The organism is Pseudomonas sp. RIT409, from assembly GCF_003052515.2.
Lineage (GTDB): Bacteria > Pseudomonadota > Gammaproteobacteria > Pseudomonadales > Pseudomonadaceae > Aquipseudomonas.
Genome location: NZ_QARE02000030.1, coordinates 37825 through 56794 on the forward strand (window position 1 = coordinate 37825; position 18970 = coordinate 56794).

13 protein-coding genes are annotated in these 18970 nt (G+C 61.7%); 5 read left to right on the plus strand and 8 right to left on the minus strand.

The features are described 5' to 3' along the window. Nucleotides 1-12: 12 nt before the first annotated feature. From DBP26_RS24955 to DBP26_RS24970, 4 genes are all read right to left on the minus strand, one after another. Nucleotides 13-3108, minus strand: a complete 3096-nt coding sequence (locus DBP26_RS24955) for an MdtB/MuxB family multidrug efflux RND transporter permease subunit (protein WP_108240256.1) — start codon at nt 3106-3108, stop codon at nt 13-15. Then, the gene (locus DBP26_RS24960) at nt 3105-4433 is read right to left on the minus strand and encodes an MdtA/MuxA family multidrug efflux RND transporter periplasmic adaptor subunit (protein WP_177411134.1); all 1329 of its coding nucleotides are present in this window, start codon (nt 4431-4433) and stop codon (nt 3105-3107) included. Before DBP26_RS24960 ends, DBP26_RS24955 begins: the two co-directional genes overlap by 4 nt. A 210-nt stretch (nt 4434-4643) precedes the next feature. Continuing rightward, nucleotides 4644-5144, minus strand: coding sequence for a thiol peroxidase (gene tpx / locus DBP26_RS24965; RefSeq protein ID WP_108240257.1), 501 nt, complete (start codon nt 5142-5144; stop codon nt 4644-4646). Nucleotides 5145-5244: 100 nt separating this feature from the next. Beyond that, complete coding sequence (locus tag DBP26_RS24970; RefSeq protein ID WP_108240258.1) at nt 5245-6177, minus strand: LysR family transcriptional regulator; 933 nt, start codon at nt 6175-6177, stop codon at nt 5245-5247. Between the two features lie 133 nt (nt 6178-6310). On the opposite strand from DBP26_RS24970, the gene DBP26_RS24975 reads away from it, so the two are divergent. After that, nucleotides 6311-7306: an aldo/keto reductase gene (locus DBP26_RS24975; protein ID WP_108240259.1), complete on the plus strand. Its 996-nt coding sequence runs from the start codon at nt 6311-6313 to the stop codon at nt 7304-7306. Nucleotides 7307-7393: 87 nt separating this feature from the next. Here the strand turns inward: DBP26_RS24975 and DBP26_RS24980 are convergent, their stop codons facing one another. The 3 genes from DBP26_RS24980 to DBP26_RS24990 form a co-directional block, all read right to left on the minus strand. Then, a complete protein-coding gene (locus DBP26_RS24980) occupies nt 7394-11047 on the minus strand; it encodes a translocation/assembly module TamB domain-containing protein (protein WP_108240260.1) in 3654 nt (1217 codons plus the stop codon). 35 nt (nt 11048-11082) lie between these two features. Next, nucleotides 11083-12813, minus strand: a complete 1731-nt coding sequence (locus DBP26_RS24985; protein WP_108240261.1) for an autotransporter assembly complex family protein — start codon at nt 12811-12813, stop codon at nt 11083-11085. Nucleotides 12814-12880: 67 nt separating this feature from the next. Then, the gene (locus DBP26_RS24990) at nt 12881-13525 is read right to left on the minus strand and encodes a GNAT family N-acetyltransferase (protein WP_108240262.1); all 645 of its coding nucleotides are present in this window, start codon (nt 13523-13525) and stop codon (nt 12881-12883) included. Nucleotides 13526-13874: 349 nt separating this feature from the next. On the opposite strand from DBP26_RS24990, the gene xthA reads away from it, so the two are divergent. Then, nucleotides 13875-14687, plus strand: coding sequence for an exodeoxyribonuclease III (xthA, locus tag DBP26_RS24995; protein ID WP_108240263.1), 813 nt, complete (start codon nt 13875-13877; stop codon nt 14685-14687). Between the two features lie 78 nt (nt 14688-14765). Here the strand turns inward: xthA and DBP26_RS25000 are convergent, their stop codons facing one another. Next, on the minus strand, nt 14766-15998 hold the full coding sequence (locus tag DBP26_RS25000; RefSeq protein WP_108240264.1) for an acyl-CoA dehydrogenase: 1233 nt from the start codon (nt 15996-15998) through the stop codon (nt 14766-14768). A gap of 168 nt (nt 15999-16166) precedes the next feature. Between DBP26_RS25000 and DBP26_RS25005 the strand changes: the two genes are divergently transcribed. Genes DBP26_RS25005 through DBP26_RS25015 form a run of 3 tightly spaced genes read left to right on the plus strand, consistent with a single transcriptional unit; the run spans nt 16167 to nt 18492 of the window. Further along, on the plus strand, nt 16167-17126 hold the full coding sequence (locus DBP26_RS25005) for a LysR family transcriptional regulator (RefSeq protein WP_108240269.1): 960 nt from the start codon (nt 16167-16169) through the stop codon (nt 17124-17126). Nucleotides 17127-17183: 57 nt separating this feature from the next. Then, nucleotides 17184-17564: a MerR family DNA-binding transcriptional regulator gene (locus DBP26_RS25010; RefSeq protein WP_108240265.1), complete on the plus strand. Its 381-nt coding sequence runs from the start codon at nt 17184-17186 to the stop codon at nt 17562-17564. Between the two features lie 28 nt (nt 17565-17592). Beyond that, a complete protein-coding gene (locus DBP26_RS25015) occupies nt 17593-18492 on the plus strand; it encodes a hydroxymethylglutaryl-CoA lyase (RefSeq protein WP_108240266.1) in 900 nt (299 codons plus the stop codon). The last annotated feature ends 478 nt before the right edge of the window (nt 18493-18970 follow it).

Consider the following 18970-nt stretch of genomic DNA (forward strand, 5'->3'; position numbering starts at 1 on the left):
CGAAAAACCCGGTCATGCAGCCACCTCTGACCCGCGAGAACCGCGTAACCGGCGCCCCAGACGATCGAAATACAGGTAGATGACCGGCGTGGTGAACAAGGTCAGCACCTGGCTGACCAGCAGGCCGCCGACCATGACCAGGCCCAGTGGCTGGCGCAATTCAGCGCCCGAACCCGTGGCGAACATCAGCGGGATGGCGCCGAACAGCGCCGCCAGCGTGGTCATCAGAATCGGCCGGAAGCGCAGCAGCGCCGCTTCGTAAATCGCCGTCTGCGGGTCGACACCGCGGTTGCGCTCGGCGTCGAGGGCGAAGTCGATCATCATGATGGCGTTTTTCTTGACGATGCCGATCAGCAGAATGATGCCGATGATGGCGATCATACCCAGGTCGTTACCGCTCAGAATCAACGCCAGCAAGGCGCCGATGGCCGCCGATGGGAGGGTGGAAAGAATCGTGATGGGATGAATGTAACTCTCGTACAGCACGCCCAGTACGATGTACATCGTCACCACCGCCGCCAGGATCAGCAGCAGGGTGCTGGACAACGACGCCTGGAACGCCTCGGCCGCTCCCTGGAACTGCGTCTGCACACCCACCGGCATGCCAATGTCCTTCTGCACCTGCTCGATGACGTCCACCGCCTGCCCCAGCGCCACCCCGGGCGCCAGGTTGAACGACATCATCACGGCCGGGAATTGACCGATGTGGGCGATGGCCAACTGCGCCTGGCGTTGCTCGATGTGCGCCAGGCTCGACAGCTTGACTTGACCGCCATCGGTGGTCTTGACGTAAATCTGCTCCAGCGCCTGAGGCCCCAGTTCACTGCTGGCCGCTGCCTGGAGGACCACCCGGTATTGGCTGGCCTGGGTATAGATCGTGGAAATCTGCCGTTGCCCGAACGCGTCGTACAGCGCGTCGGTGATCGCCGAGACGTTGACCCCCAGCCGGCTGGCCGCATCGCGGTCGATGTTCAGGTACACCTGCAGGCCTTTGTCCTGAAGGTCGCTGGCCACGTCGGTCAATTCCGGACGCTGGGCCAGTGCATCGACCAGCTTGCCGCTCCACAGCGCCAGCAGTTCGGCGTCTGGCGAGGACATGCTGAACTGGTATTGCGTACGGCTCACGCGGTCTTCGATGGTCAGGTCCTGCACCGGCTGCATGAACAGACGGATATCCGAGAGCCTGTCCACCTCCGGCTGCAGCCGCTGGATCACCTGCGTGGCGGTCTCCTCACGCTGGCCATGGGGTTTGAGGTTGATCAGCATGCGCCCGCTGTTGAGGGTGGCGTTGTCGCCATCGACGCCGATGTAGGACGACAGGCTTTCAACCGCCGGGTCTTGCAGCACGATCTTCGCCAAGGCTTGCTGGCGCTCACTCATGGCGGCGAACGACACCGCCTGGGGCGCCTCGGAGATGCCCTGGATCACCCCGGTGTCCTGCACCGGGAAAAAGCCTTTCGGGACCGCCAGGTACAACAGCACCGTGACGGCCAGGGTGGCGATGGCGATCAGCAGCGTCAGCGGCTGGTGTTTCAATACCCATTGCAACCACCGACCGTAGCCGGCGATCAGCCAATCGATCCAGGCACCGCTTGCCCGGTAGAACCTGCCCTGCTCATGCGCCTGCGGCTCACGCTTGAGCAGGCGTGCGCACATCATCGGCGTCAGCGTCAGCGAGACCACCAGCGAGATCAGGATCGCCACGGCGAGGGTAATCGCGAACTCCCGGAACAAGCGCCCGACCACATCCGCCATGAACAGAAGGGGAATCAGCACGGCGATCAGCGAAATGGTCAGGGAAATCAGGGTGAAGCCGATCTGTTTTGCGCCTTTGAGCGCCGCTTGCAGAGGAGAGTCGCCCTCCTCCAGGTGTCGGGAGATGTTCTCCAGCATGACGATGGCATCGTCCACCACGAAGCCCGTGGCGATGGTCATTGCCATCAAGGTCAGGTTATTGACCGAGAAACCGGCGAGGTACATCACGCCGAAGGTCCCCACCAAGGACAGCGGCACGGCCACTGAGGGGATGATGGTCGCGCTCAGGCGACGCAGGAAAAGGAAGGTCACCAATACCACCAGAACGATGGCAATCAACAGCTCATGCTGCACGTCGCGTACCGATGCACGGATGGTCTGGGTGCGATCGGTCAACACGACCACGTCCAGCCCGGCGGGCAGGTTGCTGGTTATGCCAGGCAGCATGGCCTTGATTCGGTCCACCACGTCGATGACGTTCGCGCCCGGTTGACGCTGGATGTTCAGCAGCACGGCCTGGTTCTGGTTGGCCCACGCCGCCAGCCGTTCGTTCTCCGCACCGTCGACGATTTGCGCCACGTCCTTGAGCCGCAACGGGCCGCCATTGTGATACGCCAGAATCAGGTTGGCGTACTCCTCGGGCGACTTGAGTTGGTCATTGGCATCGAGCATCGATACCCGTGTCGGCCCATCGAAGTTGCCCTTTGGAGTGTTGACGTTGGAGGCGCTGACCAGGGTTCGCACGTCCTCGAGGTTCAAGCCGTTGGCCGCCAGCGCTTCAGGGTTCACCTTGATCCGCACCGCCTGGCGCTGGCCGCCTGCGATGCTGACCATGCCCACTCCGCTGATCTGTGCGATTTTCTGCGCCATGCGCGTGTCGACCAGGTCATTGAGCTTGGGCAGCAGCATGGTTTTCGAGGTGATCGCCAGGGTCAGCACAGGCGTGTCCGCCGGATTGACCTTGTTGTAGGTGGGAGGCGCAGGCAGGTCAGTGGGCAACAGGTTGGTCGCGCCATTGATGGCCGCCTGCACCTCCTGCTCGGCGACATCCATGTTGATGTCCAGGCTGAAGCGCAAGGTGATCACCGAGGCGCCGCCCGAGCTGGTCGAGGCCATTTGCGTCAAGCCCGGCATCTGCCCGAACTGACGCTCCAGCGGAGCCGTCACGGCGCTGGTCATCACTTGCGGGCTGGCACCGGGGTACAGCGTCATGACCCGGATGGTCGGGTAGTCCACTTGCGGCAACGCGGACACCGGCAGCAGCGTGTAGGCGATCAGACCGGCGAGGACGATCGCCAGCATGCTGAGCGTGGTGGCGACCGGCCGCAGGATGAACAGGCGTGACAGGTTCATACGTTGCCTTTTTTCACCGGTTCGGCGGTGGCCGATTCACTGGATTCTTTCGAGGGCTTGCCCTGCAGTTGTCCGCCCGGTGTTTTTGGCACGTCCTTGCTGTCGTTGACCACCTCGACGTCGCTGCCGTCCTTCAGACGGTCCGTACCTTCCAGCACCACGCGGTCCCCGGCCGCGAGGCCCTCGGTGATCACGGTTGAAGTCTCGTCGCTGGCACCGGTCTTGAGCGGTCGAATGCGCACCTTCTTGTCGCCTTCCAGCACGTAGACATACGTGCCATTGACGCCGAACTGCACGGCGGCGGTGGGCACCAGGACGACATTTTTCAGGGTGTTGGCCAGCAGTCGGGCGTTGACGAACTGATTGGGAAAGAGCATTTCATCTTCATTATCGAAACGCGCCTTGAACTTGAGGGTGCCGGTGGTGAGGTCGATCTGGTTGTCGATGCTCGCCAGCACGCCCTTGGCTTGTAGCCGGGTGTCTCCACGGTCCCAGGCTTCTACCAACAGCTTGTCGCCCTTGCGGTAATGGCTCAGCACGTCGGCCAGGTCCTTCTCCGGCAGGGTGAAATTGACCGTGATAGGACGGGTCTGGGTGATGACGGCCAGCGCGGTGGTGTCATTGGCGGCGACGAGGTTGCCGACATCCAATTGACGCAGGCCGATACGCCCGGAAATCGGCGCGCGGATCTGGGTGAAGTCGAGGTTGAGCTTGGCATCACCCACCGCCGCCTGGTTGGTCTTGATCGTGCCCAGGTACTGGCCGACTTGAGATTCCGCGGTGTCGAGGGTCTGCTTGGCGATGCTGTCTTCCTTGTACAGGTCGCGATAGCGCTGGACATCGATCTGCGCATTCTTGAGCAGCGCCTGATTCTGCATCAACGTGCCCTCGGCCTGCTGCAAGGCAATCTGGTAGCTGCGCGGGTCGATCACCGCCAGCAGATCACCGGCCTTGACCCATTGGCCCTCCTGAAAGTTGACCTTGACCAGCTCCCCTCCCACCCGGCTGCGCACATTGATCGTGTTCATCGCCGTGACGGTACCCAACGCCTTGTAGAAGATCGGAAAGTCCCCCGTCGTGGCGGCGGCCACTCGCACCGGGACCGGCCCGGTGGAGCCACCGAACCCAGGGCGTGGTGCACCGCTCGCGCGGCCGTTTGCAGCGCTGCGGCTATTGCTCTTGTGCGCTTGTTCGGCTTTCTGCGCGGAAGCATCGGTTTTGGAGGATGCGCCCGGCCAGTAGTGCCAGCAAACGCCCGCAACGATCAGGAGAACCAACAGGCTGAGCAGCCAGCGACGGGATGTACGAGGACCAGACAATTGCATGAATAAGTCAACCAGTGTGCAGGAGGGCATCTTCAGGAGGCTGAACAATAAGCATTGTGAACCGCCAAGCAAAGAACCTTTACCGGCAATTTACCTAAGGGAGAAGGCCATAACGTGCTGAAGCACAAATGAAAACGGCCTGATCAGATCAGGCCGCTTCATGTATCGAAGTGTTGCCGTGAAGGTTCGGACAACGGGCGCTCGAGGATGTTACTTAAGAACCGCCAGCGCCGCCTCGTAGTCCGGCTCCTGGCCAATCTCCGGCACCAGCTCGCTGTGCAGCACGGTATCGTTCTCATCCAACACCACGACAGCGCGTGCCGTCAGGCCGACCATCGATCCGTCGGCAATCGCAACGCCATAGGCCTGCATGAAGTCGGCGCCGCGCAGGGTGGACAGGTTCTTGACGTTCTCCAGGCCTTCGGCGCCACAGAAACGCGCCTGGGCGAACGGCAGGTCGGCGGAAATGCACAACACCACGGCGTTGTCCAAATCATTGGCCTGGGCGTTGAACTTGCGCACCGAGGTGGCGCAGGTCGGGGTGTCGACGCTTGGGAAAATGTTCAATACCTTGCGCTTGCCGGCAAAGTTTTCCAGGGTCACGTCCGACAGATCGCTGCCCACCAGTTTGAATGCCGGTGCCTTGCTGCCGACTTTTGGCAGCTCGCCGCTGATCTGTACCGGGGCGCCTCTACGAGTCACTTGAGCCATGAGCTGAGTCCTTATTCTGAGGTTGCAGGGTTCGGTTTTCGACAAGACCGGAAGTTAAGCACGAAACCGCGCGCCGACCTAACGCCTGGCAGGATTTTTATCATCGGTCGGCCTCATCAGGCAGGGGCTTGTCGAGCAGGCCAGGCCGTGCGCAGAGCTCGACCAGCCAGTCCACGAACACCCTCACCCGTCGCGACGTCTGCCGATGTGCCGGGTACAGCGCAGTCAACGACAACCGGGGCTGTGCGTAATCACCCAAGACCTCGATCAACGCGCCCCGGCGCAACGGCTCGGCGACATGGTAGTAAGGCGACTGCACCAGGCCATAGCCCGCCAGGCATGCCGCCAGATAGCCGTCTGCGCTGTTGGTGGCGATACTCTTGGGCAGGTTCAGGGCCTGATCCCTGCCCTCGATGACGAATTCCAACCCGTAACGCTTGTTCGACACCGTGGAGAAATACTCGATGACGTGGTGGCGCGGCAGGTCTGCCAGGGTGCGCGGTACGCCGTGGCGGTCCAGATACGCGGGGCTGGCGCACACAACCTGACGCATGCGCACCAACGGACGGGCCACCAGCGAATGATCCAGCACCTGCCCTCCGCGTATGACGCAATCGAAACCGTCGCGGATCAATTCGACGGGCCGGTCGCTCATGCCCACTTCCATTTCCAGGCCAGGGTAGCGTCGAGTGAACTCAGGCAGCGCGGGCATTAGGATCAGACGACCGAAGCCGGAAGGCATGTCGACCCTCAGCACACCACTGGGCGCTTTGGCCACCGACGAAAACTCCGCTTCGGCGTCATCCAGGTCGTTGAGCAGAGCGACGCACCGTTCGTAATACGCCTGGCCATCGAGTGTCGGTGTCACTTGGCGAGTGGTGCGCATCAACAACTGCACCCCGAGGTGTGCCTCCAGTTGCTTGATCAACACCGTGACCGACGCACGCGGCAGGTGCAGGCTGTCAGCCGCCTTGCCAAACCCGCCCAGTTCGACAATGCGGGTGAACACGCGCATGGCATTGAATCGGTCCATGGGGCAGCGGTCCTTTTGGCCATTATTGAGAAAATACGAATAGTGAAAGCGTTTTTAGCCGGTTTATCTGATTTTTGTCGAGAGCAAGAATGGGAGACGGTTTTCTCGAATCCCTTAAAAAAAGGAAAACATCATGGAGATGCGTCAACTCGGCAAAAACGGCCCCCGTGTGTCGGCGGTCGGCCTGGGCTGCATGGGCATGACCGATTTCTACACCACCGGCGTCGACGCCCAGGAAGCGACCGCGACCGTTCACCGGGCGCTGGACCTCGGCGTCACCTTTTTCGACACCGCGGACATGTACGGCCCCCACACCAACGAAGAACTGCTGGGCAAGGCCTTGGCCGGCAAGCGTGATCAAGCGTTCATCGCCAGCAAGTTCGGCATCGTTCGCACCCCCGGCGATCCCGCCGCGCGTGGGGTCGACGGCAGCCCGGAATACATCCGCCGCGCCATCGACGGCACCTTGAAACGTCTGAACATCGACACGCTGGATTTGTATTACCAGCACCGAATCGATCCGAAGGTTGCCATTGAAGAGTCCGTCGGTGCCATGGCTGACCTGGTCAAGGCCGGCAAGGTGCGCTACCTGGGCCTGAGCGAAGCTTCCGCCGCGACATTGGAACGGGCGCATAAAGTGCACCCGATTGCTGCGCTGCAAACCGAATACTCGCTGTGGAGCCGAGACCCGGAGGAAAATGGCGTATTGGAAACCTGCCGCCGACTGGGGATTGCCTTCGTGCCCTACAGCCCGTTGGGACGTGGGTTCCTGACCGGCGCCCTGAAGAGCCCGGACGATTTCGCCCCGGACGACTACCGCCGCAGCAGCCCACGCTTTCAGGGCGAGAACTTCGCCAAGAACCTGCTGCTGGTGGAAAGGGTTCGGCAGTTGGCGACGGAGAAAGGCGTCACGGCCGGTCAGCTGGCGCTGGCATGGGTATTGGCGCAGGGCGATGATGTGATCCCGATTCCGGGCACCAAGCAGCGCAGATACCTGGAAGAGAACATCGCCGCGTTGCAGGTCAAACTGAGCGCTGAAGAGGCTGAGGCGCTCAGGGCGCTGTTTCCCGTGGCCGAGGTCGCCGGCGGGCGCTACACCGACGTGGGGATGAAGCTGGTCAACGGTTGAGCGTCATCTGAAAAACGTCGATTTCCGTGCTGGCAGGTGCCGTCTACGGTGTGTACGGTCGCACCGTCGACGACACCTCATGCCACGCTAAAAATCCCGCTTATAGAAAATATCCAGCGAGCTGGCCACGCCGCTCGCCACCTCCACATAGACCTTTTTGCTCAACAGATAGCGCAACGCGATGGTGTTGGCCGGTTCGAATACGCCGACGCCATAACGCAGGCTCAACTTGTCCGTGATCTTCCCGCTCGCCACCACGGCCGTCTTGTCGCCACTGCCGGAGGTGTCGAGGTCGAAATCCTTGATACCCAGCCCGGAAGCCAGCTTGCCTGCGGTGGACGAGCTGCCCGCCAGCCCCAGGGCCAATGCCGCTTGGGCCATCATGTTGTTGTCTTCGCCGGTGGTACTCAGTGGACGGCCCAGCACCAGATAGGACAGCGCCTGCTCCTGACTCATGGCGGGTTCGGAAAAGACCGTCGTGGTCGGCTGCTCCGCACTGCCGGTCAATCGAATCCCGGCGATCACATCGTCGGTCTGGCGAATGGCCTCGATGTCCAGATACGGCTGGTCCACAGGCCCCGCAAACAGCAGCCGCGCCTTGCGGATGGTAAGGCGCTGGCCATACGCCCGGTAGCGGCCATCGTTCAGGTTCAGCTCGCCACGGGTGTCGAGGTTGTCACCGATGTGTACGTGCCCGGCCAGATTGGCGGTGAGCCCGAAACCGCTGAAACTCAACCTTTCTTGTCCGACTTCGACGTCGATGTCCATCGCGATGGCGATGGGCGGTTTGCCCTGTTCAGTCTGCGCACCGACGATCACGGTGTCATCGGACACCTTGACCGTGGACGGCGGCAACTGTCGAACAGTGATCTCCCCTTTGGGGATCGACACTTTGCCCGACACCGCCAGCCGGTCCCCTTGAAGTCTGATCTTCAAATCGGGCGCGGCTTCGAGCTTGGCGTACGGTTCCACCGTGATCGGCAGGCGCGTCCCGCGCAAACTGACGTCCACGGCCAGCGCCTCGCCCCAACCGATGTGACCTGCCACATTGCCCTGCCCGGTCGCGCCGCTGGCCCACTGCCCCGTGAGCTGAATATTTTCACCGGCAATCAGCGCCTGCACGTTGAGCTTCTCCAGGCTGATCGGCAATTCCGGCCCGGACACTTCACCGTTGCTCAATGCCACGGTGCCATTGACTTGCGGCGCCAGAAGCGTCCCGGAAATGCGGCCGTTGCCGTCCAGCTTGCCATTGAGCCGTTCTACCACCGGAACGAAGGGCCTCGCCACCGAGACATCCAGACCGGCCAGCCGGAAATCGCCGCTGACCGGTTTGTTTCTAGCCAGTGGATCGATGCTCAGATGGGCAGACAAGTCACCCAGTTTTCCGCCCTGGAAGTCCAGCGACGTGTCGACCTTCCTGGGGGTGAGTCTGCTGGTGAGCTTTAACGCCTGATAGGGAAAATCCAGCCATTGGTTCTTGTCCTTGACCCGCAGCGTCCCGCCACTGGCGTCGACGAGCACCTGGCCGTTGGGGCCAGCGGCAGGAATGTCCAGTTGCACATCGGCGTTCAACGCACCTTTCCAACTGAAATCCTTGGGCATCCACTGGGCCAGGCTTTCCAGCGGGAACTGTCGCAGGTGGTAGCGCAGGCGCGGCTCGGGCATCAGGCGCTGTTCCTCGCCGCAAAGGCTGGCAGGGCCCGAGGCCCAGCAGTGGGCACCGAAGTTGACCCGGCCGTCCGCCAGCCGCTCCAGTTTCGCCGGCTGCTGGAGCTTCCAATCCTGGCCTCCGGTCTGGATGTCGCCGCTGGCCAGACGCCCGCGCCAATTGCCGTTGTCGAGGGTGCCATCCAGTGCCAGTGCCAGTTTCAGCAGCGGCCCTTGCAGATCCAGTGCCACGCGTTGCCGGTGCACGTCACCGGTCCCATTGACGGTCAACGTGCCCAGGGCGGTGTCACCGGCCTGGATGCCGCTGGCTTTCAGGTCGATCGTGCCACGCTGGGCATTGTCGACCTTGGCCGCCAGGGTCAGGCTTTGCAGCGCGTTGGCTTCATACCCCAAGCGAGCGCCTTGCAACGTCAATTGCCCTTGAGGCGCCTGCAAAGTGCCCGCCAGATCCAACCGGCCCTTGGCTTGCCCTTGCAAGCGCGGCCACAGCTGACCCAGGCGCGGCAAGTCCATGTCCAGTTGGCCTGTGAGTGTCTGCTGCAGGCTGCCCGTGCCCTGAATGCGGTTGTCCCCCAAGCGGATTTGTAAGGCGCTGACGTTCCAGCGTTCCGCTGCGCCGGCAGCCTTCACTTGCAAGACCGCAGGCTGACCGCGCAACCGGCCCTTGAGCCCCAGGTCAGCATCGAGACTGAGCTGTTCATGCTTGAAGGCGCCTTTGCTGCGCAGGGCGCCAGCCAGGGAACCCGGCAGCTCGCCGACCCAGAAAGAAGGGTCGATGGCACTTAGATCCAGCGCGGTGTCCCAGGACACGTCATCGGCAAAACCAATCGTCAGGTGCCCGTCAGCCTTGCCCTGCCCCGCCACCAATGCCAGTTGCGGCAGATAGACTTGTTGCAGGTCGCCGCTGAACGGGCTTTGCAATGTGAACGGCCCGGCGGGGCCCTTGAACGCCCCGGTGAAATGACCGAGGTATTTTCCGTCGGTATAAGACACTTCTCCGGTAAACGTATGAACGCTGACTTGCGGTTCGTCGATCACCGGGTACAGCCGATGCCATGGAAAATCGAGCCAGTCGACCTTCGCGTCGGCACGCAGGCCGCTTTGCCAATCGACCTTGCCGCTCATCCGGAGCCGTTGATCGGGATTGGCCGTCAGGTCCAGGGTCTCGATGTCTGCCCCGTTGGCATCCACACGTCCTCGCAGTTGCAAGGGCACCGCGCCTTGCTCGGCGGGCAGGCTGGCGTTGCCCAGGATGGCGTAACCCTGCGCCAGGTCGCCCTTGGCCGTCAGCTTCAGCTGGTTGAGTTGCAGGGTATCGGGCAAGTCTGCAGTAGGCTTGAAGCTGTCACTGGTGATCGTCACGTCCGCCGGGAGGTTGTCTGCCAAAGGCTGTAATTGGCCCACCAGCCTGGCGTCGATATAACCCTGGGTGTGCGCATCAAGATTCAGGGTCTTGAGCAAATCACCCTCGATGTCGAGACGAAGGTTCAGCGGCTGGCCGTTGATGTCCGGCAACTTGACCTCGCCTTGCGCGGTCAGCGGCCAGTCCGCCGTTGGCTTGAGCAGGCCGACCAGGTCCAGGGCCATTTCGTCGCGCTGGGCGTGCAGCGAGTCGATCTTCAAGCCCTCGGCCGTCCAGTGCGCCGCAAGGTGCAGGTCGCGGACCTGCTCGGCTCCGTCCAGCCGCACACTGCCCACTTGCACACGTCCAAGCTCGATGGCAAGCGGCAGGTCAAGGTCAGGCAAGGTTATCGGTCCGCTGCGCGGCGCGGCATCCGATGGCGCGAAGCGCATGCGGATGTCTTCCGCCTGGAGGGTATCGATGCACAGGGTCATCCGCGCAAGGCAGGACGGCGACCAGGCGAATACCGGCGCGTCCACCTCCACCTGGCTCTCGCCCGACTGCCATAGCAGCGAATCCGCCTGCCAAGCGCCCCCCAGACGCCCCGTGAAGTGCTGAAGGGACAGACCCGGCACCCTCGCCAGCGCCCAGCGACCGCCGGATTCGGTGCCCAGCAGCCAACTCGCGGCGAGACCAACGAGCAGAACGACCACCAGCACGCTCAGCGCCATGTAAGCCGAAATTCGTTTCAAGCGCGCCCTACCCGTCACAGTTCCGGCCCCATCGAGAAGTGCAGACGGATACCGCCCTCGTCATCCAGCGCATGCGCCAGGTCCAGGCGCAACGGCCCAACCAGTGATACCCAGCGCACGCCGATGCCCACGCCGGTCTTCAGACTCGGGAAATCCAGAGAATTGAACGCGTTGCCCTGATCGACGAACGCCGCGATGCGCCATTTTTCGGCGATCGAATATTGATATTCGGCGCTGCCCGCCACCATGTAACGGCCACCGATCTTGTCGCCGTCAGAGTTCTCCGGTGACAGGGACTGGTAGTCATAGCCGCGGACGCTCTGGTCACCGCCGGCGAAAAACCGCAACGATGGCGGGATGGCCTTGTAGCCGTTCGTCGCGGTGCCGCCAACCTGAAGCCGCCCCAGAAACCGGTGGTTTTGTGCCACAGTTGTCAGCCCTTTGATCGTGGCCATCCCGTGCAAGACGTTGGCGTCGGAACCCAGCCCTTCCTTGGCGACTTGGGACTCGAATTGCAAACGGTACCCCTTGTGTGGATCGATCCGATTGTCGCTGCGCAAGTAGGAATAGCTGATGCCCGGCATCAGGAGGGTGCTCAGCCCCGAATCGTTGCCCAGCCGGTACTCCTCGCGCTGCCATTTGAGGGAAATCACCCGCTCCCAGCCGCTGGGCAACTTGCTGTGCCACTCCGGCCCGACCGTGAGCAATTTGCTCAGGCTGTCGGTGTCGGCGATTTCTTCGTATTGGTAACCGCCGGCGAAGCGCAGCTTGTCGGTGAGCGGTGGGTCGAGGGGAATGTCGTAGAACAGCCCAACGTTCTGGCGCGGCGCCGAGAGCTCCGACTCCACGCCATAGCTGTGGCCCTGCGGATTGACCCAATGTCGCGTCCAGTTGGCCTTGACGCGCGGGCCCACGTCGGTGGAGTAACCGACGCCCAGGCCCATGGTCCGCGGCTTGCGGGTCTGCAGTTGCACATCGACGGGGATGACTTGCCCTTGGGCGGTCGCGGGAGAGGCATCTACACGAACGCCCTCGAAATACCCGCTGGACTGCATCGCCTGATTGAGCTCGGCGATGAGTTCGGAGTCATAGGGGGTGTCTTCCTTGAACGGCACCATACGCTTGAGCAGGTCTTCATCGAATGGCGCATCCCCGCTGAAAGTGACCTTGCCGAGTGAAAACCGCGGTCCACTGTCGTACACCAGCTCGATGTCCGCGACGCCTGCGCGCGGGTCCACCAGCAGCCGTTGCGTGACGAAGCGTCCATTGAAAAACCCGTAGCGCGCCGCCTGGTTCTGGATGAGTTTCTTTGCGTCTTCGTAGTAACCGTGGTTGAGCACCGTACCCGGTTTCAGGCCGTCGCTCTTCGGCACTCGAAACGCCTTGAGCTGGTTCGCCGGCCCGTCGATGCGCACCGTAACGTGACGCAAATGCACCGGCTCACCGGGCTGCACGGTCAGGATGAGGTGCCAGGCCTTGTCGACCTGGCGCACTTCGCTGTCGATCTGGGCCTGGTAAAACCCCAACGCCTGCGCAGCCTTGCGCGCCTGCTCGACAGCGCCCACGCTGAAACGCTCGAGGGCTTGCTCGTCGCGCTCGCCGAGGCTGCCCACGTACCCTTCAATATTGGATTTGAGCTCGGAATTGGAAGGTTTGATCCGCACGTCCAGTTGGGCATCGGCAAACGCCGCACAGCTGGACAACATCAGGAGAAAACCGCTGGTGAAACGACCGGGAAACTTCATAGGCGCGAATGCTAACACGAGCGACGGGTACGTCTGGAACCCGCCAGGCGCGCGGCACAGAACGCGTTCACGCCGTCGAGCCCAGCGAAACGTGGGGGTTGGGATGGAAAAATATGTGCTCGCGGATTGGTCCTACAGCAATTTCGCCGATTTCCTCATATCCATGTCGGCGATAAAACTCCAGGTAATGGCCGTTTCCGCTGTCCAGCACCACCCCTTGAGAATGCTCGTCGACGGCGCACCAGTCGTGCAGCGCCTGCAACAAATGCTCGCCATGGTGCTGGCCCTGGAAGTCCGGGTGAATGGCGAACAGCGGCAGTACGTGAACGGCCTCTGAAGGCAAACAAGCCAATACTGCATGGTAGTACTCGAGGTACCGCTGCGTGCAGCGCAGGCCGGTGGACATGACCATCCGCAGCCGCCAGGCCCAGCTCTCGGTGATGCCCAACCGACGCTGGGGTGGTGCGATGAGGACCACGCCGATGAGCCGGTCGTCGAGAAGCAACCCCAAAGCAGGCAGCGCCTGCAGAAAGTGCTGCTTGACCAATTCACGAATGGTCGCGCGGACCCGCTGTTCATACCCCGCCCGCCCTGATTCGAACAGATAAGCGAAACTGGGCTCATGTCGATAAGCCTGATACAGCAACGAGCGAGCCTCCCGAGAATAACCACTGTCCAGTTGGCGAATGTCGAGGTTGGCGGATTCAGGCATCAAAGGCGTCCTTGAGTGGGCCCACTCGCTTGGAACAAGCGGCTTGGTGGCGTCAGGCGTTCGAGTCGGCGGGCATGGCGACAGTTCCCCGTGGCGCTACAGACAGCGTAGCAGGGCCAGTCTGGCTCCGAACGTCTCTGGACGGCAGCCACGACAGGGGCACGTGGCTAGCGTCGCTGTCTGATTTTTGCTAGGGTCCGCGCAACCCGAAGGACCCGCTCCTCCTTCTTCGATACCCGGCTCCGCCGACTCATCCTGCCCGCCGATCGCCTGACTGGTGCTGCGTCTCGCCGACTCAACGGCGGTCGCCCAGGGGCGATGGGCCGGGCCCAGCCCAGGACTGCCGTCTATGAAAATCGTGTCTTTCAACATCAACGGCCTGCGGGCCCGCCCACATCAGTTGGCGGCGCTGATTGAAAAGCATCAGCCAGATGTGATCGGCCTTCAGGAAACCAAGGTCTCCGATGATCAGTTCCCACAGGCGGAAATCGAAGCGCTGGGGTACCACGTGCATTTCCATGGCCAGAAAGGCCATTACGGCGTGGCCTTGCTGTCCCGCCTGGCGCCCCTGTCCTTGCACAAGGGCTTTGACAGCGACGATGAAGACGCTCAACGCCGCTTCATCTGGGGCACGTACGCCGACCCTCAAGGCCAGATCGTCACCGTCATGAACGGCTACTTCCCGCAAGGTGAAAGCCGTGACCACCCCACCAAATTCCCGGCCAAAACCAAGTTTTACGCCGACCTTCAGCAGTTGCTCGAAACGCGTTTCAGCAATGATCAGCCGCTGATCGTCATGGGGGACGTCAACATTTCTCCGGAAGACAGCGACATTGGTATCGGCCCCGACAACGCCAAGCGCTGGCTGAAAACCGGCAAGTGCAGCTTCCTCCCCGAAGAGCGCGAGTGGATGGAAAAGCTGAAGAACTGGGGGTTGGTGGACAGCTTCCGGCATCTGTACCCGGAAGTGATCGACCAGTTCAGTTGGTTCGATTACCGCAGCCGCGGTTTCGAGGACGAACCCAAGCGCGGCCTGCGCATCGACCTGATCCTGGCATCCAAGGGCCTGCAGCCGCGCATCAAGGCGGCCGGTGTGGATTACGATCTGCGCGGCATGGAAAAGCCTTCCGATCACGCGCCGATCTGGCTGCAGTTGAGCTGAACCGTTCCGGTTGGCACGCCAGAAAGCGATGCTTATCAACTGAATAAAACGCCCCCACCCTGCAGGGGGCGCCTGCAATCAGCGGTATTCGCTGCGCATCATCTCTTTGGGCACGTACTTGCCCACTTCATATTTGCCAATCGCCGCCCGGTGCACTTCGTCCGGCCCATCCGCCAGGCGCAGGGTGCGCTGCATGGCGTACATGTAGGCCAGGGGAAAATCGCCCGACACCCCTGCCCCGCCATGCATTTGTATGGCCCTGTCGATGACGCGCAACGCGACGTTCGGGGCAACTACCTTGATCTGCGCGATCTCGCTTTTCGCGACTTTGTTGCCCACCGTGTCCATCATGTAGGCCGCTTTGAGAGTCAGCAGACGGGCCATATCGATTTCCATGCGCGAGTCGGCGATCTTGTCGATGTTGCCTCCCAGTCGCGCCAGCGGGCGACCGAAAGCGGTCCGTTGCACCGAGCGTTTACACATCAGTTCCAAGGCTCGTTCAGCCATCCCGATCGAGCGCATGCAATGGTGAATGCGCCCCGGGCCAAGACGCCCCTGCGCGATCTCGAACCCGCGACCCTCGCCCAGCAATACGTTGTCGTAGGGAACGCGAACGTTGTCGAACAGCACCTCGGCGTGACCATGGGGCGCATCGTCATAGCCGAATACGGGCAACGGCCGGACGATCTTCACGCCGGGGGTGTCAGTCGGCACGAGGATCATCGAGTGTTGCTGATGCCGTGGGCCATCGGGATTGCTCAGCCCCATGAAAATCATGATTTTGCAACGCGGGTCACAGGCCCCGGATGTCCACCATTTACGCCCGTTGATCACCCACTCATCCCCGTCGCGAATCGCGCGGGCTGCCATGTTGGTGGCATCGGACGACGCCACGTCCGGCTCGGTCATGGCGAACGCCGAGCGAATGTCGCCGCGCAGCAATGGCTCCAACCACTGGCGCTTCTGCGCGTCGCTGCCGTAGCGGACCAGCACTTCCATGTTGCCGGTGTCCGGCGCCGAGCAGTTGAACGGCTCGGGGCCCAGCAGCGAGCGACCCATGATTTCCGCCAGTGGCGCGTACTCCAGGTTCGTCAGCCCCGCCCCCAACGCCGACTCCGGCAAAAACAGGTTCCACAACCCCTCGGCTTTCGCCCGCGCTTTGAGCGTTTCCATGATCGCGGTCGGTTGCCAGCGATCCCCTTCCGCTACCTGGCGCTCGAACACCGGTTCTGCGGGGTAGACGTGAGCGTCCATGAACGCGGTGACGCGGTCGCGCAGTTCCTGAACCTTGGGGGAATAAGCGAAATCCATGGGCAGCTACCTTCTGTGAGGTGTTTCTAGACATGCAGCGGATGCTAGAGCACGCCCCCTCATTTATCTAACCTATTCTCGGCGTGTATAAACATTCATCACTGATATATGATTGCGCCGTTTCTGCACGATCGTCCCAACAACAAAAACAGCGTGAGGCGTACAGCAATGAACCTGAGCAAGGTCGATCTCAACCTCTTTATTGTCTTTGACGCCATCTACACCGAGGCCAACCTGACACGCGCCGGCCAGATCGTCGGGATCACCCAACCGGCCGTGTCCAATGCCCTGGCCCGCCTGCGCGAGACCTTCAACGACCCGCTATTCGTGCGCACCGCTCAAGGCATGGTGCCGACCCCCATGGCGCAGAACATCATCGGTCCGGTGCGCAACGCGTTGGCACTGTTGCGCGTCTCGGTGCAGGAAAGCCGTATCTTCAATCCGCAGCAAGCGAACAAGAACTACCGGATCAGCATGACCGACTTGACCGAGGCGATCATTCTCCCACCGCTGTTTCAACGCCTGCGACGACTCGCCCCGGCCGTGACCATCGAAAGCTTTCTGTCGAAACGCCGGGAAACCACCAAGGAACTGGCCGCTGGGCGGCTGGACTTCGCCGTCGATGCTCCGCTCAATACCGACCCCCAGGTGCGCCACGTCAAGCTGATGGAAGACAACTACGTCTGTGCCATGCGCAAGGGCCATCCATTGGCGCACAAGGCCGCGCTGACCCTGGACGACTACCTGTCAGTGGCCCACATTCACATTTCCAGCCGCCGCAGCGGGCTGGGCTACGTTGATCTGTCGCTCGGGAAGATGGGTATTCAGCGCAAGATCGCGTTACGTTCGCAACACTACCTCATGGCCTCCCAGGTGCTGCAGCAGACGGACATGGTCATGACTGTCCCGGAACGCTTCGCCCGTCGCAACGACCTGCACTTCGTGCAACTGCCGGTCAACGATGTGCCCAGCGTCGAAACCCATCTGTATTGGCACGAAAGCACCGATCAGGATCCTGCCAACCGCTGGATGCGCGAGCAGATCATCGAGTTGTGTCAGTGGATCGTGGCCCAGGAGCGCAAGCAGGCACAGCCATTGGAAGACGCGTTGAAGCCATCCTACGGTTGACGTTAACGTCAAGGTCGCCGTAGGTTACGCGCATCGCCTCCCCGTTCGAGTTGAGCCATGACCCACCCGACCTACAGCATTTCCGACCTTGCTCGCGAGCTGGACATCACCACGCGCACCATTCGCTTTTACGAAGAACAGGGGATGCTCAGCCCCGAGCGGCGCGGCTTGGAGCGCATCTATTCGCCAAGAGACAAGGTCACCCTGAAACTGATCCTGCGGGGCAAGCGCATCGGATTTTCTTTGGCCGAATGCCGCGATCTGATCGGGCTGTACGACCCGACGGGCGATAACCAAAAGCAGCTCACGACCATGCTGGCCAAGATCGCCGAACGCCGCGCGCAGTTGGACCAGCAGCTGTTGGACATTCAGCAGATGCAGTTGGAGCTGGACACTGCCGAAGAGCGCTGCAAGGCCGCGCTCGGCCTGGCCCACTGAGCTCTCCTCACTCAAGGACTTCCCCGCCATGACCCTCCCACAACGCGTACGCCTGGTCGAAGTCGGTCCCCGTGACGGCCTGCAGAACGAGGCCCGCCCCCTCTCCGTAGAGGACAAAATACGCTTGGTGGATGACCTGGCGGATGCAGGGCTTTCCTTCATTGAAGTCGGCAGTTTCGTTTCGCCGAAATGGGTGCCACAGATGGCAGGGTCGGCCGATGTATTTGCGGGCATTCATCGCAAGGACGGGGTGACCTACTCCGCGCTCACCCCTAACCTGCGAGGGTTCGAGGATGCGCTGGCCGTCGGCGTGAAGGAAGTGGCGGTGTTCGCTGCAGCCTCGGAAGCGTTCTCTCAACGCAACATCAATTGCTCGATCAGCGAGAGCCTGGACCGTTTCCTTCCGATCATGGAAGCGGCGCGCCTGCATGGCATGCCGGTGCGCGGCTATGTGTCCTGCGTGCTGGGTTGCCCTTATGAAGGCCACGTTGCGCCAAAACAGGTGGCTGCGGTGGCGAGGGAGCTGTTTTCGATGGGCTGCTACGAGGTCTCCCTTGGCGACACCATTGGTACCGGCACGCCGGGGGCGACCCGGGCGTTGATCGATGCCGTGGCCGCATTCATCCCCCGCGGAAAGCTGGCCGGACACTTTCACGACACGTACGGCCAGGCGCTGGCCAATATCTACGCCAGCCTCCTGGAAGGCCTGCACGTGTTCGACAGTTCAGTGGCCGGGTTGGGCGGATGCCCGTACGCCAAGGGCGCGACGGGCAACGTCGCCACCGAGGACGTGCTCTACCTGCTCAACGGCTTGGGCATCGACACCGGCGTTGACCTGGAACGCTTGATTCGCGCAGGGCAGCGCATCAGCGACCTGCTGGGCCGGGCCAACGGTTCGCGGGTCGCCACTGCACGTTTGTCGGGCTGAAGTGCGACAACTTGTCACAGAGTGTTACCCTGATCGGCATTCAAACGCAGGAAACGGGTAACACGGAAACACCCGAGCGGTTTACCAGCGTGCCGCAACCCGGCATCGCAGCCTGCGAGCCCCGGTTTTCGGGCATTTGCAAAAATTGGCATGGCTCCTGCTATGTCTTGGTACAACAAAAATAACAAACAGCAGCAACCCAATAAAAACAAGACGTATCGGCTCTGACATAACAAGAACAACACGGACAGAGACGCAGCTAACTGATTTTTTTGGAGTGGATCGCTTTGTGAGGCCAAGGCCTCTGAACCGGACAGAGAACAATAAAACTGCCCTCAGGCAGCTCCCGCGTCGGGTCAATCGCAAGATCGAAGCTGTATCAGCGCTCAAAAAAATACGTTTGCTCTTGGCTCCGAATGGGGTCGCTCAAAAAAGCAAAAAAGGTCTGGCCGCCAATAACAACAACAGGTCGCCTAAA